Below are 25144 nucleotides of genomic sequence, written 5' to 3'. Positions count from 1 at the left end.
ACAGCCCTTCTATTCAATAATCAGTCGTCTTTTTCTGCAAAAATAGTGCAGAGTTAGGGAAACGCATCCCAAGAGCTAATAAGATAAGTGAAAACACGCTAGATTTGCTCTATGGCAAACCCTTAAAATAGATTAAACCTTACATAATTAAGCCTAAAACCATGACAAATATCAAACAAAACGACCTCATTCAGAGCGTGGCAGATGCATTCCAATTCATCTCTTACTACCACCCAAAAGATTTTATCTCCGCTCTGGGCAAGGCTTATGAGCTTGAGCAAGGTGCCGCAGCGAAGGATGCGATTGCGCAGATTTTGACCAATAGCCGGATGTGCGCAGAAGGTCACCGCCCCATGTGTCAGGACACTGGCATTGCAGTCGTTTTTCTCAAAATTGGTATGAATGTCCAATGGGGCGATGCCACCATGAGCGTTACTGAGATGGTGAACGAAGGTGTTCGTCGCGCTTACATGAACCCAGACAACCCACTACGCGCATCCGTTCTGACTGATCCAGCAGGTAAACGCAAAAACACAGGCGACAACACACCTGCTGTTATTCATTATGAAATCGTCCCAGGCGATGATGTTGAAGTCATTTGCGCGGCCAAAGGTGGCGGCTCTGAGAACAAGGCCAAGATGGTCATGCTCAATCCCTCGGATTCGATCGTTGACTGGGTAGTTAAAACTGTCCCGACGATGGGTGCTGGCTGGTGCCCTCCCGGCATCCTAGGTATCGGTATTGGCGGAACCCCAGAGAAAGCGATGTTGATGGCTAAAGAGTCCTTGATGGGCCCAGTAGATATTCAAGAGCTCATTGCTCGCGGGCCAAAAAATCGTGTCGAGGAACTCCGTTTAGAGATTTTCGATAAAGTAAACAAGCTTGGTATTGGTGCCCAAGGTTTAGGTGGTCTTACTACCGTTCTTGATATCAAAATCATGGACTACCCAACCCATGCAGCTTCACTGCCGGTGGCAATGATTCCGAACTGCGCCGCTACCCGCCACATTCACTTTCATTTACATGGTGACGGCCCCGCTAAATTAGAGGCGCCTTCATTGTCCGATTGGCCAGACGTCACTTGGACTCCGGACACTAAAAAATCAAAGCGTGTGAACTTGGATGCTTTGACCGCTGAAGAAGTAGCCGGCTGGAAAGAAGGCGAAACACTGCTCCTGAACGGCAAAATTTTGACTGGTCGTGATGCAGCACATAAGCGCATTGCCGACATGCTGGCTAAAGGTGAAGAATTACCAGTAAGCTTTAAAAACCGTGTGATTTATTACGTTGGCCCAGTAGATCCAGTAGGCAATGAAGCAGTGGGTCCGGCAGGCCCAACAACCTCAACTCGCATGGACAAGTTCACCGAGATGATGCTGGCTCAAACTGGCTTGATCTCCATGATTGGTAAAGCAGAACGTGGCCCTATCGCAATTGAAGCGATCAAAAAGCATAAGTCCGCTTATTTGATGGCCGTTGGTGGTGCTGCTTACTTGGTTTCTAAAGCCATTCAGACAGCGAAGGTAGTCGGCTTTGCTGACCTCGGCATGGAAGCAATTTATGAGTTTGATGTCAAAGACATGCCAGTAACAGTAGCAGTCAGTTCTGCCGGGATCTCTATGCATGAGACAGGCCCCAAAGAATGGCAAGCAAAGATTGCCGGCATTCCAGTTGTGATTGCTTGAGTCAATTAGTGCCTCATTTATTCATCAAACTAACCGCCCTTAGTTAAGCGACCTGACTTGGCACTCATCGGAGTTTTTGATTCTGGCGTTGGAGGCTTATCCATTTTGGATGAGGCTCTGCGCCAGCTTCCCGCGCATGACTTCATCTACTTAGCTGACTCCATTCATGCTCCTTATGGAGAGAAGTCTAGCGAGTGGATAGCTTCGCGGAGTATGGAGCTATGCCAATACTTAGCAGCGCAAAGTTGTGATGCCATTATGGTTGCGTGTAACACTGCCACCGCCGAAGCCATTGCAGATATTCGTGATGAGCTCAGCAGTATTCCAATCATCGGCGTAGAACCTGGTATCAAGCCTGCAGCAATGCAGTCTAGCAATGGCATTGTTGGGGTACTCGCAACCGAGGCTACACTCAAGAGTGATAAATTTAGTGCTCTACTGGCCACTCTGCCAAATTGTCAGTTTGTTAAACAGGCGGGTGCTGGCTTAGTTCCTCTGATTGAAGCGGGCCAAGCTCATAGCGAGCAAACTCTAGAGCTACTAGCCGAACATCTAGAGCCCATTCAGGAAGCGGGAGCAGATACCCTGGTTCTGGGATGCACACACTACCCCTTCTTGCGAAAAGCCATACGTAAATTATTGGGGGATTCCATTAACCTCATTGATACTAGTGAGGCAGTCGTACGCCAACTCAAACGAAAACTAGAGTCACAGGGCATGCAGTTAGATGATGGTGAATATGGCGCTATCAAATTCATTAGCAGTAAAGATGCGCAGAACTTGCATCATATGGCCCACGAGCTCATGCAATCAGATCTGGCTAAGCACAGCATTACATCTCAATTAGTGAGCTCTTTCACATGAGCACTTTTTTAAATCGAATGAATGGCTATCTACCATTCGATAAGACCGAACGTATCATCATTAGCATTGTTATTGCCTTGCATTTATTGTTTTTGATTGGCTTTCAGAGTGGGATGAAGCCGGATAACGATAACAATCAAGATGATGCGCGAGTAATGGCCAATCTAGTAAGTCCTGAGGCAGCCAAGCAGCCTCAAGCCACTCCAGCTGCGCCCCCACCAAAACCTAAGCAAGAACAAAAGAAGAAAACGGTGGATGAAAAATCCACGCAGGCACTAACACCGCCACAAACTCAACAACAGGCTTCCACCCCGCCAACACCCCAGCAATCCAAAAGTGAAACCCAGGCTCCTAATGCTACGGTTGCACCAGCCACCACCTCTGGATCCAGTGGCACACCGATTCAGACTGACATTGGTAAACTAGTCGTCGTATATCAACCAGATGCTGACGCTTACTACCCTTCTTTCTCCAAAAGATCTGGGGAGCAGGGAGAGGTAGTTGTGAGACTGATTATTGATGAAGCAGGTAATGTTGAGGATGTTGCCTTATTGCGTTCCAGCTCATTTCCAAGATTAGATAGAGCTGCAACAGAGATTGGTCGTCGTTATCGCTTTAAACCATTTTTGGTAAATGGTTCGCCCCAGAGAATTTCTACCAACCTTTTAATTAAATTTAATTTAAAGAATTAATATTATGAACACACCATTTGGCTTAGCAAATTTATGGCTCGAGGGCGATGCAGTGACCCGCTTTGTGGCAATCGCACTTCTGATCTGCTCTATTGTGACCTGGGTAATTTTGCTCTCTCGTTTTTGGGATTTGCGTAATTTACGTAAACTCCAGCCTGAGCTCGATCAGTTTTGGCGCGCCACTTCCTATGACCAAGGTCTGAATGCATTTACTAGCCATGCAAGCAATCCTTACTATCAAATTGCTAAGGCTGCCAGTGGAGCCTCTACTCACCACCAGAGTCAATCGACTAATCATCGTGAACTTCTGCAAACACTGAACTACTCTGAATGGATGGCAAGAAGTCTGAAGAACAGTATTGATGGTGTTGCGGCCCAACTCCAAAAAGGACTTACTTTCCTTGGCTCAACCGGTGCAACCGCACCATTTATTGGCCTGTTTGGAACGGTGTGGGGTATCTACCATGCTTTGATCGCCATCAGCAGCTCTGGTAGTGCGCAAATTGATCAGGTTGCTGGCCCTATTGGCGAAGCACTCATCATGACCGCTTTAGGCTTGGCTGTAGCGATTCCAGCGGTATTAGGCTTTAACGCAATTAATCGTGCCAATAAATTATTGCTTGCTGATCTGAATCGCTTTGGCAATGACCTCCTCGCTTACTTTGTCACTGGCGCCCGCGTGAAGTCTGGAGAATAAATATGTCTTTTAATCTTCAGAACGACCAAGAAGAAAGCGGCATCATGGCCGAAATCAATATGACTCCGATGGTGGATGTCATGTTGGTGCTCCTCATCATCTTCATCATTACTCTGCCAGTCATTCAGCAGGCGGTGAAGGTAGAGCTGCCTAAAGCCAATAGCGTGCGCAATGAAGTCAAACCAGAGTCAGTTCAACTCTCGATTGATGCGCAGGGTCAAATATTCTGGAACAGCACACTAATTGATTTAAAAACTTTTGATGGCTATGCAGAAAAAGCTGCTCAGAAGGAACCGCAACCAGAAATCAATTTACGCGCCGATAAGTCGGTGAAGTATGAATATGTTGCTCAAGTATTAGCCGCATCCCGACGCGCTGGCTTAACAAAGCTTGGATTTGTGACTGAACCTAATTAAGACTAATTAGCAGCAGTACATTGCTCTTGATACGACTTCCTACCCTCACCGAGGGTTGCCGAAAGTATTCCACCTTTTACTGTCTCCACCTTTCTCATCTGTCCCGTTGAGCGATTAATCGCAATCATCGTAATTACAGAGCCTGCGCCATACTGAACACCATCAAAATTTTCCGGGGGAAATTGTGCTTCCATTGAAATAAGGATCGTGAACTCAGAAACAAGAACACCCCTAATGGTTTGCTGACCCAACTCGCTAGCCCGATCTAAATCTCGATCATCGATGAAGACTTTAGCCTTCTGACTTTTTGAGGCAGCCATGACTTTGAGCTGATAAGTTTCGGTGTAATTCTTTTCCGAACGCTCGCAAGCAAAAACTAGGGGGTCTGCGGCCAAACTGGGGGCGGCACACAAAAGAAAGGGGAGAAGGTAAAGATATTTCAAGGATGCCTGAAATCAATCGATTGGTGCCCGAGGCCGGAATCGAACCGGCACGACTTTTTTGAGTCGGCAGATTTTAAATCTGCTGTGTCTACCGATTTCACCACTCGGGCTCGCACGAGCAATAAAGCCGCACTAAATAAAACAAGACAATTAAAATTTTAGCATGCGATCCCTATCGGAGGCAGGAAGCCTGCTTTCATCAAGTCTGGGGTCTAGTTCAAGCAAACCCACTAAACTATTCCCATGAAAATACCCACGCAACGCTCAGGCCTGAAATCAGCCCTCAAAGGTATCTTTTGGCTTGGCTCTGCAGCCCTAGTCTTTATCATCGCCGCTGGAACAGTCTACCTCATCTCAGCTCAAACTAATCCTTCTGGCAGGCGGATCATTAAGTCTCTCGGGGATTCTGTTTCGATTACCTTTGATGAGAGTGACATTCCCCATATTCAAGCAAAAAGCTCTACGGATGCGCTTTTTGCATTGGGTTATTTACATGCCAGTGAACGCTCTTGGCAAATGGAAATTAACCGTCGACTAGCCAGTGGGCGACTCTCTGAAATCCTCGGGAAAGAAACTGTCGGAATCGATCGCTTTATTCGGACACTGGGCATTAAGCACGCTGCAGAAAAACAGTTTGATCACTACCCTATTACTACCAAGCGATTACTTCAGTCTTATGCGGATGGCGTTAATGCTGGTAATGCCCACTTAGGCTGGGCCCTTCCAGTTGAATACTTTTTAACTGGATCTAAACCAGGGCATTGGTCCCCTACCGATAGCGTGGCATGGATGCTAATGATGGCGCTCGACCTTGGCGGTAACTGGCAAAAAGAATTGCAACGACTTGAACTCTCCCAGTTTTTAACTACCAAGCAAGTATGGGAGGTGATGCCGGCTTACACACCTAGTGAGCCTGTGAGTAATGTTGACTTTGCAAAAATATATCGGGATATCAATGTTTTTAATCCCAATCCACTCACAAGAGATCAAAAGTCAAAGAAACTACCTGCAACTGAATTAGCTATCAATGAGGTTCTGGGCGGCAAGGAGGGCATTGGATCGAATAACTGGGCACTTAGTGGGAAACTGACGGCCTCAGGCAAGCCCTTGCTGGCAAACGACCCGCATCTAGGCCTATCAGCGCCAGCGATTTGGTATATGGCCCACTTAGATGCGCCAGGCCTCAATGTCATTGGTGCGACCCTCCCTGGTATTCCAGGAGTGGTATTGGGTAGGACTGATAAGTTTGCCTGGAGCTTTACGAATACCGGCCCTGATGTTCAGGATTTATATATTGAGGAGCTTGATCCGAAAAATCCTGGAGTGTATCGAGGACCCGAGGGCCCACTAGCTTTTAAAGTTCGCCAGGAAATAGTCGATATCAAAGGCGAGCCTCCACTACGCTTCTTGGTCAAAGAAACACGGCACGGCCCAGTGATTTCTGAATCGTATGCACGGGCCAAGCGGGTGATCGATACCGATCGCTTTGTTTTAGCTTTACGCTGGACTGCCTTAGATGTTGAAAATCAATCTGTAGCTGGCTTGCTGGATATGAATCACGCCAAAGATTTAGAGACATTTAAGCAGGCACTACGCAAAAACTATGCGCCAATGCAAAACGTGGTGATGGCAGATGTCGATGGAAATATTTCCTATCAGGCGGCCGGTGTTGCACCCAAGCGCACCTTGCATCAAGGACTGTATGGAGTGGCACCAGCCTTAGGCTGGGAGAAGCAATATGACTGGACTGGATACGTCCCTTTTGAACAGCTACCTAATAGCAATAATCCTGACTCAAATTGGATTGCTACAGCTAACCAAAAAATAATTGCTAATAATGATCCTAATCCGCTGACCGGCGACTGGGAATTGCCGACCCGCTACGACAGAATTGTGGAGCTCATTAAGGGCAGATCAACACACGACTTCGCTTCCATGAAAGCAATGCAAGCAGACACTCTATCTTTGGGTGCCACACCATTATTAGAATTATTTAAATCAGCGCAATCAACACATCCGCTAGCCCAACAAGCAATTGAGCTCAGCAAGAACTTTGATGGGGATATGAAAATTGATAGTGCTGGTGTACTCATATTTAATGCTTGGGCTGATCAACTCTCACGCATGCTCTTCTCGCGCTTAGGGTATTTGTTCACCGAGAATTACGGCATACGCAGCTTTAGACAGGCTCTGATTCTGCAATTACAAAATCCTAATAGCCCTTGGTGCAATGACCCCTCAACCGAGCAAATAGAAAGTTGTGTTGATACTTCAAATGCCGCCTTCAATAAAGCGCTTGAACAACTGAGTACGCAATTTGGCAACAACCCTAAAAATTGGGTTTGGGGGAATGCACACATCGCAGTTTCAGAGCATCGTCCATTGAGCAAGGTGCCATTCCTGGGAAGTCTCTTTAATTTGACGCAACCTTTTCCTGGCGATAGCTTTAGCATCAATGTGGGTAACCTTGAACTACTGAGAGCTGACAATCCTTTTGAAACTAAGCAGGCGCCAAGCCTGCGGACAGTTTATGACTTATCGGATCTAGAGCAATCCCTCTTTATTTATCAATCTGGACAGTCTGGCTGGGTACAGAGCAAGCTTTACCGCAATATGAGTGCGCTGTGGGCTCGAAATGAATATTTACCCCTGCAAATGAAACCCCAAAAGGTCGGACGTCAACTAGATTTGGCTATTAAGGAGAAATAAGCTGGGGGAGTTTAGAATAGTTACGAAGCCTCCGACTGAGACTGAATTTACTTTAATAACAATGCGACAACGCCAAATATGATGAAAAAAATATACGCACTCACTATTTTTACTGCCTTCTCCTTGTTGCCTTTCACCAGCAGCTTTGCTGAGTGGAAAGAATTAGGGTCAAATGAAATGATGGTGGTATATGTTGATCTGGATACAGTAAGCGCAGCAGGTGAAAAAGCGCAAATCATGTCGATGCTCGACTTGAAGAAGCCTGGTGTTAATCCAAAAACTAAACAAGCTGTTAGCTCCATCATCGGCATCAACGAATATAACTGCCCTGCAATTAGCTATCGCCCAATCGAATACAAAGAGTTCGCTGGCAATAAAGGTGGCGGCAAGGTAGTTTCAGATAACAAAACTCCCAATAGTGAATTTGAGCCCGTGGTAAGTGAGTCTTGGGCTGCTGGAGTTTTCAACGTTGTTTGCCAGCGTAAATAAACATTCCATTTTGAATACTCCTCAAAACAGACTAGCCCGATGGGTTTGGTCTGTTTTTGGAAGTATAGTTCTCTGCTTTAATTTGGGCGGTTGTGCAGCGCCATTACTAGCTTTAGGGGGATCTGCCACCACAGCTGCAAGCTCTGTAGGCTCAGTAGCAGTATCGGCAGCGGTAGCCAACCCTTCGACTGCAGCTAGCGCCATCTCCACTGTGACGACTGGTAAATCTCCTCTAGAACATGCCGCCTCCGCAGCAACCAAGCAAGATTGTAATTTTCTGAATGCCTTAGGGCCAAAGCCGATTTGCTCGGATATTCCCATTCCCAAAATTAAAGATATGAGCGAATCCTATCTGGGACCAGCAGACAGAGTGCCCACTGCCAAATAAGCAGTCTAAAATTGCGTCTCACAAGTAATCCTTCTCTTATTTAAAGCTATGACTACAGAAAATTATTACCTCACACTGACCTGCCCTAATAGACCAGGCATTGTTGCAGCTGTTTCAACCTACATCTTTGAATTGGGTGGTGATATTGAGGAAGCCCAGCAATTTGACGACAAAGCCTCTAAACGCTTCTTCATGCGGGTAAGCTTTAGCGGTGGCGCTGACAGTAAATCCCTTAAAGCTGGCTTTGTAGAAATCGCTAAGCGCTTTGACCTCACCTGGGACTTGCGTGCTGTCAAAGATTTGAAGCGCGTGCTGATCATGGCATCCAAGCTCGATCATTGCTTAGTAGATCTTCTCTATCGCTGGCGTATTGGTGAGCTGCCGATGATTATTAGTGGCATTGTTTCTAATCATCCGCGTGAGGTTTACTCTAGCATCGATTTTGCGGATATTCCGTTTTATTACTTACCAGTTACGCCAGATACGAAGTCAGCCCAAGAAGCCAAACTGCTTGAGATTGTTGCTGATGCAAAAGTCGATATGGTTATTTTGGCGCGCTATATGCAAATTCTGTCGGATGATTTATCCACCAAGTTATCTGGACGCTGCATCAATGTTCACCACTCGTTCTTGCCAAGCTTTAAAGGAGCGAAGCCTTACCATCAAGCTCATGCTCGCGGCATTAAGTTGATTGGGGCTACCGCACACTTTGTTACGAGTGATTTAGACGAAGGTCCAATTATCGAGCAAGATGTCACTCGTGTTACCCATGGCGATACGCCCGAAGACTTAGTTCGTAAGGGCAGAGATTTGGAGCGCACTGTACTCTCACGCGCCCTGCGTTACTACTTACATGACCGTGTCTTAATTAACGGTGCGACTTCAGTAGTCTTTTCAGACTAATCCCTACTTAAGGCCGAACCCCTGGAGTTTCAAGGGGCATGCCTCTGGCTCGCCACATCAGAAATAACTCTAATTGAGCCATCTCTTGTGAGCCATACTCAAACTGCTGAGCGCGCACCCCACTCATACAGTTACGCAAACGTCTTTGTAAAGACCCCATGGTCTGCCATTCAATTCGGTAAATTGGGTAGGCAGTTGGGTGCCCCTGGGGAATGAGGCTTCCCCCTAATTTCAAACCAGCGCGATCTTGATGACATTGGGCACAAGATAAATTGAGTTGACCAATTCTTTCATTAAAGAACTGACGGCCTTGTTGTAGATCTTTTTTGTTCTGAGGCGTTTCTTGAACAGCGATTGGTAAACCCTTGGATTGAGTTGCTACAAATGTCGTTAAAGCTAGGAGCTCTTTACTCTCATAAGCGAGTGTCGAGGCTTCTTGCCGTGATGTACGACATTGATTAATTTGCCCCTCCAAGGTCTGCAACTTTCCTTTTTGCATCTTCGGAAATTGGGTTGCTACACCAGTCATCTTTTGACCGCTATCACCATGACAAGATGCACAAGATACATTCTTGTTTCCGGTCTTTTCTTTCCAGAGGCTGTGACCATCCATTACCCAAAATAAAGCGGGGTTGAGATTGGCATCATCTTGCATTGCCCGATTCTCGGGCGTCATCAGGTGATAGCTTGATTGCCGAGTATCTTTTGGAGTTTCAAGTGCTTGACTGGAATTAAGCCCAAGCAGAAAGACTAATAGCGGTAATACACGAAGGCAGAAAACAAACAGGCTCACGAAACAGTAATTTGTGCTTGATTAACTGCCTCATAGCCACCATCCCCCGCCCACTTGAACACAAGCGTGCCAGAGGCCACTGCTACTGTAGTGAAAATGATGAGGGGGTTTGCACCGGTACCTGGATAAAAATCGGCTCTGAATACTTCCTCGCCGTTATATTGACAAGTAAAGAGTTGAATAATGTCACGTGGGATTCGTTTACCATCTTCAGTGTATCGATAGCCCGTCTCCATGTCGTGTTGGGCGATTGCCCGAATTTCAATCATGGCACCTTTTTTTGCCTGGGCTGGCATCGTGATACCCGTGCGGGAAGTCTTGCTCATATCATCTCCGTACAGGCTGAAAGAGTGACTAGCGTGTCGGCATACCCTCGGAAAAAGCTACCATCACTCATTTGCGCGATAGCCCATACTCGCTGTGAGTCTGCCAAGCGCACACGAGTAGTTAACTCAGCGCGACCGGAGCGGGGCGAGAAATAAGCAGTAAACATATTGGGGGATGGATTGGCCTCAGAGATTACATGCACTGCCTTAACGTAGTCATTTGCAGTCATCGGACTGTCTATGGATAGCTTGAGAACCACCAAGTTGCCACTCTCCACCAAAGGCGGAATTACCAAGTTCACTCGGCCATCACGAATCCTGTTCGAGCCGGCAATTTTTGCGATCGCCTCCATTGCCTCTGGCTGTTTAGCCATAGTCAAACTCGAAGTCATCCAACTGGATAGACCTAAAAGACCCAGCGCAGACAAATACATACGCCGACTCAGTTTGATGGGATTTGAACTCGGATTGAATTTAGTCATATTGATTTCGTGATTTCAGTTGCTTATTGAAGGCTTACTAAAAAAGCCACAACATCTTCTATCTCCTGGCCAGTAAGAATAGTCTGATCGACAAACTTGGGAGCCACACGACTCAGCCCAGTAGTGCGATAGTACGCCGGCATGACACTGGATGGATTCAAGCGGCCCGGATCAACTAATCGAGCCCGTAATTGAGCTGGAGTGGATTGGCCCACACTAGCAAGCAAGTCTGGCGCTAGATTACCCTGAAAGCGTTCTTCCGGAAATGGCCCACTATGACACAACAAACATAAACCGACTTGACGGCTAGCTACAATCGCACGCCCTTTCATAACATCACCTGGAGAAGAAGTCAGGGGACTCACAATCGAATCCCCTGTCCAAGTTTGAGACTGCGCTAAGCAAGGCAGGAAAAGAGTCGAGGTCCCTAGCAATAAAACTACTAGCGTTCGTCTCATTCCTGTTTGCCCATAGCCATTACACCAACTTAAAACCACTGTTCTTCAATGGAACCGTACGCAAGCGCTTGCCTGTTGCACGGTAAATCGCATTAAGCACTGCTGGTGCCGCGACTGCAATCGTGGGCTCACCAACACCTCCCCACTCTTTGCCACCACCCTGAATAATGATGGTCTCTACCGGTGGCATCTGTGACAGACGAATAGAGTTAAAGGTATCAAAATTCTTCTGTACAACTGCGCCCTTCTCAATCGTGATTTCTTCTTCGAAGAGTGCAGATAAGCCATAAACAAAGGAGCCGGATACCTGACGGGCTATTTGTGCTGGATTGACCGCATAGCCCGGATCAGTTGCAGCCACCATTCGGAGAATCTCGACCTCATTGCCGTTAGTCACTGTGAGCTCACAAGCAGCAGCGACATAACTACCAAAAGAACGCATCTGGGCAACGCCACGGAATACACCTGGCTTAGCAGGCTTAGTCCAACCAATACCATCTGCTACTGCATTGAGAACAGCTACTGCACGCGGAAACTTCTCCATGTGCTTGCGACGGAACTCGACTGCATCCACACCAGTAGCTTCAGCCATCTCATCCATAAAGGTTTCGAGGAAGATTGCATTTTGATTAACGTTCACGCCGCGCCAAAAACCTGGCGGCACATGCGTGTTACGCATAGCGTGGTCAATCATCAAATTCTGGAAGCTGTAAGTAATACCATGCTCACCCGCAGCGTCTAGTCCTTGGAACACCACTGGATCCTTACCTTTGTTGGCAGCAACTACCGCTGGACGCACAGAAGCCAAAATGGATTGACTGGAGATGCGCATATCCAAGCCAGTGATATTTTTCTTATCATCAATGGCGGCCGTCATTTTACACATCGTTACCGGGTGATAACGGCCTTGGGTCATATCCTCTTCACGAGTCCAAATCAATTTGATTGGAGTGCCTGGCATTTGCTTGGCAATGTTGACTGCTTGTGTTGTGTAATCCTGGAAGGCGCCGCGACGACCGAAACCACCGCCAAGATTTACCTTATAGACATTACATTTTTCAGCAGGCAAGCCTGAAGCAGCGATTACCGCAGCCAAAGAGGCTTCACCATCTTGAGTGGGAACCCAAGCTTCGCAAGAATCTGCCGTCCACTTCGCTGTTGCTGTTTGTGGCTCCAGAGTTGCATGGTTCAAGAATGGATAGAAATAGGTTGCCTCGATCGTTTTAGTTGCTTTAGAGATTGCTTCTTTAGCATCGCCATTCGAATTACCGACAAAAGTCTCATTAGCAGTTAAGCCACCCTCAAGCATCTTCTTAATAGAGGCACTAGAGACATCGCCATTGCCGCCGTTATCCCAAACTATATTGACTGCGTCTAGGCCGGTCTTTGCTTGCCAGAAAGTGTCAGCAATCACTGCTACAGCAGAATCACCTACCTGAATCACCTTCTTTACTCCCTTCATGCTGGAGGCTTTGCTAGCGTCATAGCTCTTCACTTTGCCACCAAAAACTGGAGACTCATGAATGGTTGCTACCAACATACCGGGTAACTTCAAGTCAATTGCATAGATCTGCTTACCGTTTACCTTGTCAGCAGTGCCGTCAATACGATTCAATGACTTACCAATGACAGTCCACTCTTTAGGATCCTTTAAAGGGACATCTTTGGGCACTTCTAACTTGGAGGCTGCTACAGAAACTTTACCGAAAGTCGTTTTGCGGCCAGATGGTGTGTGGGTAATCACGCTATTTTTAGCGACGCATTCAGAGACGGGTACGCCCCATTGGGTTGCAGCAGCCTGAATCAACATCATGCGTGCTGCGGCACCGCCTTTACGAACATATTGCTCAGAAGTACGGATACCACGACTACCGCCAGTAGAGTAGCTGCCCCATACTTTGTTACGCTTGAGATTCTCACCGGGTGTTGGATAGTCGTAAGAGATTTTTTTCCAATCACATTCCAGCTCTTCAGCAACCATTTGTGCCAAACCAGTAATAGTTCCTTGACCCATCTCGGAGCGCACGATTCGCACTACGATATCGTCATTCGGCTTGACCTCTACCCAAACACCAATCTCGGATGTAGATAAGGGAGTCATGCCAGTGGTACCGGAACCCATCGCCGCATTCGCAGATGAGATGAAAGAGAAATCAAAGCCGATTGCTAATCCGGTTGCAATAGCGCTTGAGCCAACAATAAAGTGGCGACGTGAAGTGTTGGTAGTGTTTGTATTAATAGTTTTAGTCATGATTGCTCCTTATGCCTTGCTCACAGCATGAATAGCATCACGCACTTGTTGGAAGGTTCCGCAGCGGCAGATATTCGTTACGGCAGCATCAATCTGAGCATCAGTCGGTTTTGGGGTATTGCGCAATAGGGCCGTAGTTGCCATCACCATGCCTGACTGGCAGTAACCACATTGAGGCACCTGGTTATCAACCCAAGCTTTTTGCACTTTAGAGAGCTGCCCATTTTTTTCTAAGCCCTCAATGGTTTCAATCTTTTTACCTACAGCTGCGCTCACTGGTAATGCACAGCTCCGAATTGCTTGGCCATCAAACAAGACAGTACATGCCCCGCACTGACCTACACCGCAACCATATTTAGTACCTGTTAATCCAACATGATCACGGATCGCCCACAACAACGGGGTTTCTGGATCAACATCCACCTTGTACTTTTTACCGTTGACGTTTAAGTCAGCCATGCGTGCTCTCCTTAATTGATTTATTTTTGAAGTCTTACTAATTACCAAAGACCCTGCTTTTGATGTGTTTATATTAACCAAGAAATAATTTATTGCTTTGCAACATATATTGCAGAGCAGTAAGATCAAGCCATGATTTCCGGCCTAGTCCAAATCCTTCTCTTTCAAAGCCTGGGTGAGCTTGTATCTAAGTTTGTTCTGCCCACCCTGCCAGGGCCCGTAATTGGCTTGGTACTGCTGATTATTTGGCTAGTTCTACGCAAGGGAATTAACCCCGAGCTCGCATTGGTGGCGGACGGCTTTAGCCAATACCTTGGCCTCTTATTTGTTCCGGCAGCCGTTGGGGTGGTGCTATTTTTGCCCCAACTGCAGGCCAATGCGCTGGCCATCATCAGCGCTTTGGTCGGTAGCGTCATTCTGACTATTGCCACCAGCGCGATAGTGGTCCGCTTTTTGAGCCCAAAGCCAAAAGAGACGGGGCAATGAACGAAAAACACTCGATTGTGGAGATTTGGGTTTATCTCTCAGGTAGCCCTTTATTTGCCCTCTTTATTACTTTGGCCGCCTATAAAATAGGTCTCTCAATTTATAAGGCTGCCAAACAGAACCCCTTAGCCAATCCAGTAGCAATTGCAATCATTTTGGTGGCCAGCATTATTCAATTTGTTGAGATGCCGTATTCCACCTACTTTGAAGGCGCGCAATTTATCCACTTCTTATTAGGCTCAGCAACCGTCTCTTTGGCCATACCGATCTATAGAGGTTTAAGCAGCTTAAAGGGTCGATCATTTCCCTTGCTGGCATCTTTAATTGCGGGTGGCTTGGTATCCATTATTGGCGCGGTAAACATCGCCAAATTATTAGGGGCTGACTCCAGCATTACGGGTGCCATGTACCCCAAATCAGTTACTGCACCTATAGCTATGGGTATTGCTGAGCGGATCGGCGTATCCCCGACCTTGACTGCCATCTTTGCCGTCACTACTGGCATCCTAGGGGCTATTTTGGCACCCTTTATTCTGAATGCTTTGGGTATGAAAGCGTGGTGGCAACGCGGTTTTGCCATTGGTATTGGCGCGCATGGCATTGGAACCTCGCGTGCATTTAGCATTCATCCAGTGGCAGGAACTTATGCCAGTCTCGCTATGGGTATGAATGGCGTCATCAGTGCTGTAGCCATTCCGATTTTGTACCACCTGTTTAATTAGTTGACTTGCTCCAATAAAATGTCGTGGATGACCGCAAAAGTGATGGCTTGCACTAATAATGAGCAGCAATGTCCGATTTAGTATCAAAGAAGTCATTTCTCCGATCGCTACTGCTTTAAGCTTGAGCGATTGGTATTCTCCTAAAACAAATTATTCATCACTTAAAGAACGTCAACATGAATCCTCTTAAGCGCAAAACTGCCCATGTACTCTTAGGCTTTGTATTCACAAGCATCCTATGCGGCAACGCCTTGGCAGCATCAGATGTAGATTGGCCTAAGAAACCGATCATCGCCATCCTGCCTTTTCCTGCTGGTGGCTCTACTGATATATTTGCGCGCGCTATTGGCGTTCCACTCGGAGAAGCATTAGGTCAACCCATTGTGATTGAAAATAAACCCGGTGCTGGTGGCATGATTGCCCTAGGTGCATCAGCCAAGGCAGCACCTGATGGCTACACCCTGTTATTTAGTGCCCTCACCAATCAGTCTATTTCTCAAGCGCTTTTCAAAAATCCACCGGCCGACCTCACCAAAGATTTTGCGCCCATTGCACTAGTGGGTTCAATTCCGCATTTGATCGTAGTGAACCCTTCTGTACCTGCTAAGAATTTGCCTGAACTGATTGCCTTTATTAAATCCAAGAAGGGAGAATTTAATTACGCCTCTCAAGGTAACGGCAGTCTCTCTCACCTGGAGTCAACTTTGTTTATGCAACGGATTGGTGCTGCTGGCACCCACATCCCCTACAAAGGTAGCGCTTTTGCCCTGCCAGATTTAATTGCCGGTAATACACTCATGATGTTTGATAGCGTGACTGCATCTTTGCCACACATTCAAAGCGGTAAGTTACGCCCCATTGCGATTGCGGCTCCCGAACGCTCACCATTAATGCCGAATGTTCCAACCTTGGGTCAAGATGGCATGAAGCAATTTGATGTGGAGAACCTATACGCCTTTTTTGCTCCTAAAGGAACATCGCCAGCTATTACTGCAAGACTAGAAAGAGAAATTCGGAAAATTTTAACGAACCCTGACTTCAAGAATCGCCTGGCAAACCAGGGCATCCATCCTCAATTTGCCAACTCTGAGCAATTAACTTTGATCACTCAAAGCGAGCATGATAAGTGGGCAAAGGCAGTGAAAGCAGCCAACGTTAAAATTGATTAATAGCTAATACACCCAAGCTTGCACACCTTTAAATAGAATCGATTAGATCCATGTTAATTTCCCCTCCCTTTGGTGGCGGCCGTGCCCCAGTCCTTGCTAAAAATGCAGTTGCTAGTTCACAGCCATTGGCAACGCAGGCAGGTATTGAGGCTTTACAACATGGCGGCAATGCGGTTGATGCAGCCTTAGCTACTGCGATCACACTCACCGTGGTTGAACCAACCATGAATGGCCTTGGTGGTGATGGCTTTGCATTGATTTGGGATGGTAAAAAACTCCATGGTATGAATGCCTCTGGTCGTGCCCCAGCCGCTTGGACACCAGAGTATTTTTCTGGCAAAACAGCAATGGATTTAATTGGCTGGAATACTGTGACTGTACCTGGCATGGTTTCGGGTTGGATTGAGTTATCTCGCAAATTTGGCAAGCTGCCTTTTGCACAACTCTTTAAACGTGCGATTGACTATGCTGAAAATGGCTTTCCAGTTTCACCGGTCATTGCCCGTCAATGGCGCGAAGCAATTCCCATTCTGAAGAATGAGCCTGGTTTTAGTGCATCCTTTTTGATTGATGGCAAGGCGCCTGCTGCTGGCCAAATCTGGCGCTATCCTGCTCAAGCCAATACCTTGCGTGAGATCGCCAACACTGAGGGTGAATCTTTTTACACCGGTCAGTTAGCCCAAAGTATGGTCGACTTTGCTCAAAGTACCGGTGGCTGTTTCACCATGGCAGATTTTGCTGCTAATCAAACTAACTGGGTTGAGCCCTTGGCGTTTGATTATGGCGATTACACCTTGCATGAGATTCCTCCCAATGGCTCGGGCATTGTGGCGCAGATGGCGCTCGGCATTTTGCAAGGGGCTAATGCAAAACAATACCCAGCTAACTCTGCGAAACGCATTCATCTGCAAGTGGAAGCCATGCGCATGGCTTTTGCTGATGCCTATGCTCATGTATCCGATGCCAGCAACATGAAAGTGCCAACAAGTGCCCTACTAGATGGAGACTATTTGGCTAGCCGTGCTGCACTGATTAATCACAATCAAGCGGGTAGCTATGGCGCTGGAGATCCACATGCTGGTGGCACGGTTTACCTGTGCGCTGCGGATGAGAACGGCATGATGATTTCTTATATTCAGTCGAACTTCAAAGGCTTTGGCTCTGGCGTGGTTGCTCCTGGTGGTATTGCCTTTCATAACCGCGGCATGAGCTTTAGCTTAGTAGATGGTCATCCCAATCAAGTTGCGCCTGGTAAACGTCCTTTCCACACGATCATCCCCGCATTCCTCACCAAAGGCAGTCAGCCAGCAATGGCATTTGGTGTGATGGGTGGCAATATGCAGCCACAGGGACATCTTCAATTTGTGATGCGCTTTGTCGATGAATACCTCAATCCACAGGCCTGCTCAGATGCACCCCGCTGGAGAATTGATGATGTGGGCAAGCTCACTGTTGAAACGTCTATGCCAACTGCAGTAGTCGAAGGACTAAAAGCGATGGGGCATGAAGTGACGGTGATGCCAGCTAATAGCTTGGACTTTGGTAGCGCTCAAGCGATTGCCTTATTAGGCGAACAAACAAATGAAGCCTATATTGCTGGCAGTGATCATCGTCGTGATGGATTGGCGGCGGGCTTTTAAATAGCTTACCACTCCAATTCTTGATCTTCTAGATTCGGGAAATTACCCAAACGTAAATGGTCATCGCCGTCCCTGGCGATGGCCTTTGAGCTTTCGCTCCAGCCCACTCTAGGCACCACCCTCTCTGAAGTAAGTGTCCTTGAAATGCCGCTCTTAGAGTCAGCGAGCTCATCGGGATCGGTAAGATCTTTTTTCATATAGATAAAACAGAGTAGCGCTACGAGAAATTTTAATGGTGCGCTACTGTTGAATACCATTTAAATGAATCTCACTCTTTCAATCATGGGTTAATAAACCCAATCACTTTTTTAAACTCATCCTTTTGATAAAATATGTATATACGATACAGAGGAAAAAAGTATGAAAAATCTGGTCATAAGCCCAGCAATTGAGGGAAAGTTAACCTTCAAACACCAGATTTCTCGTCAAGACGTTGAACAGTGCTTTATTAATAGAGTTCGCTCTTACCTTATAGATGATAGACTTGAGCATCAAACAGAGCCGCCTACAGAGTGGTTTATCTCAGAAAATGATCGAGGAATTCTGATAAAAGTGGTTTTTATATTTGATCATGGACTAATTTACTTAAAAAGTGCATTTCCTCCAAATTCAACAGAAATCCGTATATACAATACAATATCAACACTTTACTAAAAATGTCATTTCTATGAAAGTGACGAAATATTAAAACTCAAGAGCGAGGAAAGAGATGATCGCAAAAAGTAAGAAAGTAAGAATAGAAAATTCCGCTGAGGCCTGGGAAAGTGGTGAGCTAGGTAACGACCTAAAGCATGCAAGAGCAGTTGATAAAAAAATCGGCGCTCAAATTGATGAAGCGCTAGGGCTACAAATGATCTCCATCAGACTGGAGCAGGACTTGATTGAGTCTTATAAGCTCTTGGGCGCTAAATACGATATGGGCTATCAACCTCTCATGCGCGAAGCCTTGAAAAGATTCGTTGAAGGTGAATTTAAGCTGATTGCCAGTGAAGCACTAGAAAAGCAGCGGGCCGAGAAACAAAAAAGCAGCAAGAAGATGGCAAAAGCAGCTTAACTAGGCAAGCAATTCAGATAGAAACGCTTCACCTCTTGGTCGCAGCTGACATCCTTGGGTTGTATAGGGCGCTCAAGGGTAATGCCCTCGATGGAGGTGCAGCGACTCAAGGCGACATAAACTTGCCCTGATGCAAATGCTCCTGAAGATAAATCTACTTTGATCTTATCTAGAGTCTTGCCCTGACTCTTATGAATAGTGACAGCCCAAGCTAGCATTAACGGGATCTGTACAAAGGTACCAATGATGTTTGGTGAAATCTTGCCAGACATCATGTCGTGGTCATAGCGATAGGATTCCCACTGATGTCCTTTGACTTCAACCGTATTTGAGTAGGGGCCGTTTTGCACCATCACCTTCACGGTGTTAGGTAGTAGTTCGCGAACGACGCCAATAGTACCGTTCACCCAGCGCTTAGGGAAATTGCTATCGGTTGCCGTGAACATGACCTTGGCACCAACCTTGAGAGTGAGCTGATTGGGTGATGGCAGATTGCGATCATCCACATTGAACTTACCAGTGCTATTACCCATATAGACTTTGGCATCAGTTGTAAGTGCTCGTAACCCTGCGCCATTAATTTGATCTGCACGGGCGTTAGTCGTGGTTAGCGTGATGGTTTGCTCATCAATTTCTTTTTTGGTTTCATAACAGACGGTATTTAAGGTATCCAGTGCTTCTTCAATGTCTTGATTGATACGGATCTGATTAAGTAGACCGGCAAAGTGCGCGTCTTTTTGACGGAAGATCTTGGATAGTTCCACCATGGTGACATCTTTGCGATGTAACGCATTAGCGCAGAAGAAATAAGGGCCTTCGTAACCGCGCTCCGAAAGTACTTGCATATCCGCCTGAGATACCACCGGCGGCAACTGAAACAAGTCCCCAACAAACATCACCTGTATGCCACCGAAGGGCTCGCTCTTCTGGGGTCCGTTAGCGCGTAGGAATAAATCAATTGCATCGACTACATCCACTCTCACCATCGAGATCTCATCAATAATGAGTAGGCGGATATCTTTGTACAGTCGCTTATCTTTTAGAGGCTTAATATCTTCTTCAGGAAAGATTAAGCGCGGTGGTAAGCGAAAGAAGGAATGGATCGTGACACCTTTTACCTGCAATGCAGCTACGCCAGTTGGTGCCACCACAACTACGTTGCCATGAATATGCTCACGTAAATAGCCAATTAAAGTGGTCTTACCGGTGCCCGCCTTACCGCTGACAAAGATATAAGGATCGTGACGCTCAATAGCGTCAATTACCTCTTGGTATTCAGGGGTGATTTCAATAGCGGATGGATCAATTACGGGTGCGGTCATTCCTTATTGTTTCACGGGATCAGCTACACACCGAAATCCAATGTAAACCACCCCAATATCTGCCGGCTTAGATTCCACATCAGATTCTTTTTGCCTCTCAGGGCCATACCACCAAGAAGCGCCACGAGTAATGAAGCCGCCATTACGCTCAGTAGCAGTCCACTCCCATACGTTACCACCCATGTCAAAGATGCCATTGACGCCGGGCTTCGTAGTGCCTACGGGGACATGACCAGTACCTCGGTTTAAGGCACCTGTTGGAGCCACACCTTTGTAGTCACCACAGCCACTGAGGCAATGAGAAACCGCAGGCGTGCTACCGCCGGGATATGTATAACGCTCACCCTTGACAAAGCCTGTAGGTGGGTTAGATCGTTGTTCTTCAAATGCCGCAGAAATCCACTCAGCCTCAGTAGGTAGACGCTTGCCAAAATAACGACAGGCAGATGCAGCCTCAGATTGATTGAGATGCACTGCTGGCTCCGCATCTTTTGCAGGAACACCGTATGGGGTTTTCCAAGTCCAACCGAGTTTCTTAACAAAGCCAGATTCGTAATTGAGCCCGCCGCCGTTTTTCTCAGCCTGGCTCACAAAGCCTGTAGCCGTCGCAAACGCTTTCATATCCGCAATGGTCATCTCAGTTTGATCCCAAGCAATATTGCCAACTTTAACCACAGGAATAGTCGATGAAGGTGCGCTAGTAGCAGTTGATGGCCTCAACATGAAATACAGTGCAATGACTGATAGCAAAAAACCAAATAGGATTGGGAGAATATCGAATTTTTTCATGAATAAAGTCTCAAAAAGAAAAGGCTCCGAATAGGGAGCCTTAGGATAATGCAATATTCGGTGGGGCGAACGACGGGGCTCGAACCCGCGACAACCAGAATCACAATCTGGGACTCTACCAACTGAGCTACGTCCGCCACTGAAGACTTAGATTATAGCTTTTGGGCTAAAACCCTGTCAAAAAGCCCTAGTTATAAGATTTAAGAGCCCTCGAACTCAAAAGCGGCCCAATCCCCTAGGGTAAGGCTAGCATCGATAAAGAAATCCAAAATGGCAGCCTTACTTTGAACCTTAGCCAAGGCATGGTGATCAGAAAGGCGCTGGCGCCAATAGCGTGACCCCGCTCTGCCATGGGCTAGGCCAAGAATATGTCTTGTAAAGGCGCCGATATAAAACAGTTTTCCTTTAGATTGGCACTCATCAAACCAAGCCTGCACCTGCTTCACCAATGCAATCTGAATGCGATGCCACTCTGTTTCGCTAAAAAGATATCCAGCAGCCTCTCCATCAGTATTAATTAAGTCATCCCAGCCTAACAACATAGCCGGAAAATGATAGGCCGCCCTACCCACCATAAAGCCATCAAAATCATCCCAATGGCCAGCGATTTGCTCATTGCTTTCTAGGCCGCCATTGAGCAGGACTTTGAGATCCGGAAATTGTTTACGTGCATCTAGACGAAGCTTTGCAGCGACCTCATAACGAAGTGGCGGTTTACTACGATTCTCTTTGGGGGATAAACCTTTGAGCACTGCATTACGGGCATGGATGGTGACCTGACTAGCACCCGCATCTGCTACAGCCAATATGAAGTTCAGGGCAAATTGATAATCTTTTTCAGAGTTAGCGGCATCCATCGAGTCCAATCCCAAGCGATGCTTGACTGTGATCGGGATATCGACAGCTGACTTCATGGCTTTGACACAATCGGCAACCAGTTGTGGCTCGGCCATCAGGCAAGCGCCAAAAGCACCACGTTGCACGCGTTCAGAAGGACAACCGCAATTGAGATCAATCTCATCGTAGCCCCACTGCTGCGCCAACTCTGCAGCTTTAGCCAAATCAGATGGCTCAGAGCCACCCAACTGCAATACGACTGGGTGTTGATCCTGTGAATAATCCAAATGGCGTGGCACATCCCCATGAATAAGGGCGCCAGTAGTTACCATCTCGGTATACAGCACAGCCTCTTTAGTCAGCGAGCGATGAAAAGAACGGCAATGACGATCAGTCCACTCCATCATTGGAGCAACAGCTAATCGTTTGTTTTGCTTATTTTTCACAGAAACTTTTTTAATAATTGATTACTCATCATTTTAGAGTTTTTATAAGACTCATTTCTATCTTGGGGGGCCGGGAGAAAAATCGCTTTTGCAGTTGACTAGTGTTACTAGCAATATGCTGGCTCAATCTTTCTACCATCGTTTTCTCAGCACCTACCGAGGCAACTGAGTTCATTTCTGCTGCAATAACTTCAATCTTCACCCGTAGGGCTTCAGATAGTTCTTGGCCAATTTTCAAAACATACTGCTCTTTAAAGCCAAGTTCATTTGCCATTAAGCAAAGCTCAGCCTTTCCAATATGAGAGGGTCTATTTTCCCCTCCAATTTTGAAGGCGAATTGATTCGATAAGCCTGGATAGATAGAGGTAGATAGAAGATCGTAGAAAGGAGTGAGTCGCGCACCCAGGCCAGGCGGAAAATAAACTGATAAATTTTTAGCGTGACTATCGTTATTACCAACAAACAAATTAAAAAAGATCCATTGCAAAAAACGCTTGAAATCCGATGCAGGCACTCCGCTCTCTTTTAACAGTTCATAGCACCTCAGCAAGCTAGGACCTCCATCAGTTTCATACTTTACTGTCGAAGGTTTTAGATCAAGCTGACAAAGGTCCATCTGATGAATTTTTTGTATACCTACTACTTTATTCGTAATACGATCGTATCGCTTAATAATGCAAGACTTCGCAGTAGGCTGATACAGCACTGGCGCAGCATCTAAACCCAGTTGTTTAGCCAACTTCATCACAAAAGTTTCATTAATGGCAGATGCCCAGATCCCTTCTATTCCAGCGATATCAGGTTTAACAATATAGCTTGATGGTGAACTACCTAATGGCAAAGAGATATTGCCTTGCTCATCCATCAGAATTCCCAGCTTCCTTTGAGCGCCTGCTAGTGAGATGCGCATACCCTTTTCTTGCTGGGCTATTTGAATCGTGCCTGAAGATGATTTAAAACCTAAAGCTACTTCATCCCAGTTGATTGCCTGATACTCTGGCTTAATCGGCCTCTCACTTTCTGGCAATATCATTAAGTCGCTTGCAGTATCGCCACCGATCACGCTAAGTAAGCCAAAGGTACTTGTCACTTGATACTTCAGCTTTAATAACTCGCGAATACTCGCCTCCGGAAGAAGGTTTTCAAAATAGGCCTCCACTGGGGGGCCACTCAATTCTTTTTCAGAAATACGTAGCGCAGGTGCAATAGATTTGCCTTGACCACCCAAGTAAGAATGAGCGTAAATAAATTGAAGCTCTGGCTCATCAAGCAGTTGACCTACTAGATCAGTGCCTCGATATACATCAAGCTTCTTGACATTGGCCATTAGTTACCGCCCTTTCTTTGGATGATCATCTCCAATCCAAGGGTATCTAAGACATCGAGAACTTTTTTGAATTGAACGGTCTCTTTGCCATTTTCAAGCTCAACAATAAAACGATTGCCCGTATTGGCCATCCCAGAAATATCAGCCTGAGTAATTTTTTGAGATGAGCGAAATTGCTGAATAAATAGGCCTAAATCTTTCGCAGATGCAATCTTGATAGAAGCATCTGATCCATTTTTAATATTTGCCATCACCCACTCCAAAAGTTACCGATAGGTAATATTTTAAGTGGTTTTTAAAGATTTGCAAGGATTAATTACCTATCGGTAATTAATTAAGGTGTTGGGCAATGAGAAACTTGCTACGGCAGATTTAACTCTTCCCTACTTAGAAACTCTCTTTTCGCCCCAGTTATGGGGTCTTTGAAACCAATTGTCTTTGCCAGTAGCTGCAGGGGTTTTGAAAAGTCCAGGTCATATTCTTGATAAGGCGTCAGGATTGGATAGATCTGATCAAAGCGTATTGGAACTCCGAGGGAATTAAGGTGGCAACGTAATTGGTGCTTTTTACCACTACCAGGAGTTAAGCGATATTTAGCCCAAGGTGCATTTACTTCAATCAATTCAATGTAGGTATCTGTATTTGCTACGCCATCCACTTCTTCCATTTGCAAGAAATGTTCAGACTCTTTTATATTGCTCACATAAGTCATTGGCAGTTTTTTGCAGAGCTCTTCTGAATATGGCGCTATGGCTTCGTATACTTTCTTGACCTCTCGGTCTCTAAACAAATTTTGGTATTGCGCCCTCTCTTGAGGTTTCACTGAAAAGATTACCAAACCCGCTGTATCACGATCAATGCGATGAATAGGACTTAAGTCCTGAATGCCTGTTTTTTTCTTTAAGCGATTCAGTAGCGTTTGATGTAGATAAAGACCACTTGGAGTCACTGGCAAAAAATGGGGCTTATCGGCAACCAAAATATGCTCATCCTGAAATAAGATTTGCTCCTCAAAAGGAATCTCCGGCTCTCTCACCAAGCGCCTAAAGTACAGCAAATGGGCATTAGGGAGATAAGTATCGCTAGCAGAAAGTGCTTCACCCTCTTGATTAAATATCAAACCCTCTTCAAAGCGAGCTTCCCACTCACCTCTCTCAATATGTGGAAAAGTAGTGATGAAGAAATCCAGCAAAGAGGCATAGCTCTGCGCTGCAGGCAAATACACCCTAGATGAGGAAACTCCTTCAGAATTGACTTTCATTTGCTCTAGATTATCCACCCCCACCAAGCTTGGCAA

29 protein-coding genes and 2 tRNA genes are annotated in these 25144 nt (G+C 46.3%); 15 read left to right on the top strand and 16 right to left on the bottom strand.

Annotated elements, in window-relative coordinates; genetic code table 11:
• Positions 1–161 precede the first annotated feature (161 nt).
• Genes C2758_RS03605 through C2758_RS03585 form a run of 5 tightly spaced genes read left to right on the top strand, consistent with a single transcriptional unit; the run spans position 162 to position 4354 of the window.
• A complete protein-coding gene (locus C2758_RS03605) occupies positions 162–1685 on the top strand; it encodes a fumarate hydratase (RefSeq protein ID WP_215329631.1) in 1524 nt (507 codons plus the stop codon).
• 57 nt (positions 1686–1742) lie between these two features.
• On the top strand, positions 1743–2549 hold the full coding sequence (gene murI, locus C2758_RS03600) for a glutamate racemase (RefSeq protein WP_215329630.1): 807 nt from the start codon (positions 1743–1745) through the stop codon (positions 2547–2549).
• Entirely contained in the window at positions 2546–3241 is a 696-nt protein-coding gene (locus C2758_RS03595; protein ID WP_215329629.1) for an energy transducer TonB, read from the top strand. The genes murI and C2758_RS03595 overlap by 4 nt, the downstream gene beginning before the upstream one ends.
• A 4-nt stretch (positions 3242–3245) precedes the next feature.
• Complete coding sequence (locus C2758_RS03590) at positions 3246–3938, top strand: MotA/TolQ/ExbB proton channel family protein (RefSeq protein WP_215329628.1); 693 nt, start codon at positions 3246–3248, stop codon at positions 3936–3938.
• A gap of 2 nt (positions 3939–3940) precedes the next feature.
• Positions 3941–4354 (top strand): biopolymer transporter ExbD, encoded by a 414-nt coding sequence (locus C2758_RS03585; RefSeq protein WP_215329627.1) that lies wholly within the window; start codon positions 3941–3943, stop codon positions 4352–4354.
• A 2-nt stretch (positions 4355–4356) separates the two neighbouring features.
• On the opposite strand, the gene C2758_RS03580 is transcribed toward C2758_RS03585, so the two are convergent.
• Together C2758_RS03580 and C2758_RS03575 are read right to left on the bottom strand one after the other, a co-directional pair.
• The gene (locus C2758_RS03580) at positions 4357–4674 is read right to left on the bottom strand and encodes a hypothetical protein (protein ID WP_215329626.1); all 318 of its coding nucleotides are present in this window, start codon (positions 4672–4674) and stop codon (positions 4357–4359) included.
• 144 nt (positions 4675–4818) lie between these two features.
• Positions 4819–4907: transfer RNA gene (locus C2758_RS03575), tRNA-Leu, on the bottom strand.
• A 133-nt stretch (positions 4908–5040) separates the two neighbouring features.
• On the opposite strand from C2758_RS03575, the gene C2758_RS03570 reads away from it, so the two are divergent.
• From C2758_RS03570 to purU, 4 genes are all read left to right on the top strand, one after another.
• On the top strand, positions 5041–7506 hold the full coding sequence (locus tag C2758_RS03570; RefSeq protein ID WP_215329625.1) for a penicillin acylase family protein: 2466 nt from the start codon (positions 5041–5043) through the stop codon (positions 7504–7506).
• 78 nt (positions 7507–7584) lie between these two features.
• Entirely contained in the window at positions 7585–7995 is a 411-nt protein-coding gene (locus C2758_RS03565) for a surface-adhesin E family protein (protein WP_251369251.1), read from the top strand.
• 82 nt (positions 7996–8077) lie between these two features.
• Complete coding sequence (locus tag C2758_RS03560; RefSeq protein ID WP_215329624.1) at positions 8078–8383, top strand: hypothetical protein; 306 nt, start codon at positions 8078–8080, stop codon at positions 8381–8383.
• A 48-nt stretch (positions 8384–8431) separates the two neighbouring features.
• Complete coding sequence (purU, locus tag C2758_RS03555) at positions 8432–9286, top strand: formyltetrahydrofolate deformylase (RefSeq protein ID WP_215329623.1); 855 nt, start codon at positions 8432–8434, stop codon at positions 9284–9286.
• Between the two features lie 7 nt (positions 9287–9293).
• Here the strand turns inward: purU and soxA are convergent, their stop codons facing one another.
• The 6 genes from soxA to C2758_RS03525 are packed head-to-tail and all read right to left on the bottom strand — an operon-like array spanning position 9294 to position 14055.
• Positions 9294–10079 carry a sulfur oxidation c-type cytochrome SoxA gene (gene soxA / locus C2758_RS03550; RefSeq protein ID WP_251369250.1) on the bottom strand — a complete coding sequence of 262 codons (786 nt, stop codon included), beginning with the start codon at positions 10077–10079 and terminating at the stop codon, positions 9294–9296.
• Positions 10076–10405 (bottom strand): thiosulfate oxidation carrier complex protein SoxZ, encoded by a 330-nt coding sequence (locus C2758_RS03545; protein ID WP_215329622.1) that lies wholly within the window; start codon positions 10403–10405, stop codon positions 10076–10078. The genes soxA and C2758_RS03545 overlap by 4 nt, the downstream gene beginning before the upstream one ends.
• Complete coding sequence (locus tag C2758_RS03540) at positions 10402–10887, bottom strand: SoxY-related AACIE arm protein (RefSeq protein WP_215329621.1); 486 nt, start codon at positions 10885–10887, stop codon at positions 10402–10404. Before C2758_RS03540 ends, C2758_RS03545 begins: the two co-directional genes overlap by 4 nt.
• Positions 10888–10910: 23 nt before the next feature.
• Complete coding sequence (gene soxX, locus C2758_RS03535) at positions 10911–11345, bottom strand: sulfur oxidation c-type cytochrome SoxX (RefSeq protein WP_215329620.1); 435 nt, start codon at positions 11343–11345, stop codon at positions 10911–10913.
• Positions 11346–11364: 19 nt separating this feature from the next.
• Positions 11365–13596, bottom strand: coding sequence for a molybdopterin cofactor-binding domain-containing protein (locus C2758_RS03530; RefSeq protein WP_215329619.1), 2232 nt, complete (start codon positions 13594–13596; stop codon positions 11365–11367).
• Between the two features lie 9 nt (positions 13597–13605).
• Positions 13606–14055: a (2Fe-2S)-binding protein gene (locus C2758_RS03525; protein ID WP_215329618.1), complete on the bottom strand. Its 450-nt coding sequence runs from the start codon at positions 14053–14055 to the stop codon at positions 13606–13608.
• A gap of 132 nt (positions 14056–14187) precedes the next feature.
• On the opposite strand from C2758_RS03525, the gene C2758_RS03520 reads away from it, so the two are divergent.
• From C2758_RS03520 to C2758_RS03505, 4 genes are all read left to right on the top strand, one after another.
• Positions 14188–14541: a CidA/LrgA family protein gene (locus tag C2758_RS03520; RefSeq protein WP_215329617.1), complete on the top strand. Its 354-nt coding sequence runs from the start codon at positions 14188–14190 to the stop codon at positions 14539–14541.
• Positions 14538–15263 (top strand): LrgB family protein, encoded by a 726-nt coding sequence (locus C2758_RS03515; protein ID WP_215329616.1) that lies wholly within the window; start codon positions 14538–14540, stop codon positions 15261–15263. The genes C2758_RS03520 and C2758_RS03515 overlap by 4 nt, the downstream gene beginning before the upstream one ends.
• A 176-nt stretch (positions 15264–15439) precedes the next feature.
• Positions 15440–16432, top strand: a complete 993-nt coding sequence (locus tag C2758_RS03510; protein ID WP_215329615.1) for a tripartite tricarboxylate transporter substrate binding protein — start codon at positions 15440–15442, stop codon at positions 16430–16432.
• Between the two features lie 50 nt (positions 16433–16482).
• Positions 16483–18072 (top strand): gamma-glutamyltransferase family protein, encoded by a 1590-nt coding sequence (locus tag C2758_RS03505; protein ID WP_215329614.1) that lies wholly within the window; start codon positions 16483–16485, stop codon positions 18070–18072.
• A 5-nt stretch (positions 18073–18077) separates the two neighbouring features.
• Here the strand turns inward: C2758_RS03505 and C2758_RS03500 are convergent, their stop codons facing one another.
• Positions 18078–18269: a hypothetical protein gene (locus C2758_RS03500; protein ID WP_215329613.1), complete on the bottom strand. Its 192-nt coding sequence runs from the start codon at positions 18267–18269 to the stop codon at positions 18078–18080.
• Between the two features lie 163 nt (positions 18270–18432).
• Between C2758_RS03500 and C2758_RS03495 the strand changes: the two genes are divergently transcribed.
• Together C2758_RS03495 and C2758_RS03490 are read left to right on the top strand one after the other, a co-directional pair.
• Entirely contained in the window at positions 18433–18726 is a 294-nt protein-coding gene (locus C2758_RS03495) for an ADP-ribosyl-(dinitrogen reductase) hydrolase (RefSeq protein WP_215329612.1), read from the top strand.
• Positions 18727–18781: 55 nt separating this feature from the next.
• Complete coding sequence (locus tag C2758_RS03490) at positions 18782–19126, top strand: BrnA antitoxin family protein (RefSeq protein WP_215329611.1); 345 nt, start codon at positions 18782–18784, stop codon at positions 19124–19126.
• Here the strand turns inward: C2758_RS03490 and C2758_RS10795 are convergent.
• The 7 genes from C2758_RS10795 to C2758_RS03455 all read right to left on the bottom strand — a co-directional run bounded on the left by C2758_RS10795 (position 19123) and on the right by C2758_RS03455 (position 25108).
• Positions 19123–20448: an ATP-dependent RecD-like DNA helicase gene (locus tag C2758_RS10795; RefSeq protein WP_215329610.1), complete on the bottom strand. Its 1326-nt coding sequence runs from the start codon at positions 20446–20448 to the stop codon at positions 19123–19125. The two genes, C2758_RS03490 and C2758_RS10795, sit on opposite strands and share 4 nt — an antisense overlap.
• Positions 20449–20451: 3 nt before the next feature.
• Positions 20452–21237 carry an SUMF1/EgtB/PvdO family nonheme iron enzyme gene (locus tag C2758_RS03480; RefSeq protein WP_215329609.1) on the bottom strand — a complete coding sequence of 262 codons (786 nt, stop codon included), beginning with the start codon at positions 21235–21237 and terminating at the stop codon, positions 20452–20454.
• 61 nt (positions 21238–21298) lie between these two features.
• Positions 21299–21374 (bottom strand) — tRNA-His (locus tag C2758_RS03475).
• A 63-nt stretch (positions 21375–21437) separates the two neighbouring features.
• Positions 21438–22520, bottom strand: coding sequence for a tRNA dihydrouridine(20/20a) synthase DusA (gene dusA / locus C2758_RS03470; protein ID WP_251369249.1), 1083 nt, complete (start codon positions 22518–22520; stop codon positions 21438–21440).
• Between the two features lie 28 nt (positions 22521–22548).
• On the bottom strand, positions 22549–23847 hold the full coding sequence (locus C2758_RS03465) for a HipA domain-containing protein (protein ID WP_215329608.1): 1299 nt from the start codon (positions 23845–23847) through the stop codon (positions 22549–22551).
• A complete protein-coding gene (locus tag C2758_RS03460) occupies positions 23847–24098 on the bottom strand; it encodes a transcriptional regulator (RefSeq protein ID WP_215329607.1) in 252 nt (83 codons plus the stop codon). The genes C2758_RS03465 and C2758_RS03460 overlap by 1 nt, the downstream gene beginning before the upstream one ends.
• 110 nt (positions 24099–24208) lie before the next feature.
• The gene (locus C2758_RS03455) at positions 24209–25108 is read right to left on the bottom strand and encodes a pseudouridine synthase (RefSeq protein WP_215329606.1); all 900 of its coding nucleotides are present in this window, start codon (positions 25106–25108) and stop codon (positions 24209–24211) included.
• Positions 25109–25144 lie beyond the last annotated feature (36 nt).

Source organism: Polynucleobacter sp. AP-Sving-400A-A2 (genome assembly GCF_018688155.1).
In the GTDB taxonomy this organism is placed as follows: domain Bacteria; phylum Pseudomonadota; class Gammaproteobacteria; order Burkholderiales; family Burkholderiaceae; genus Polynucleobacter.
This window is presented reverse-complemented; position numbering and strand designations above follow the sequence as displayed.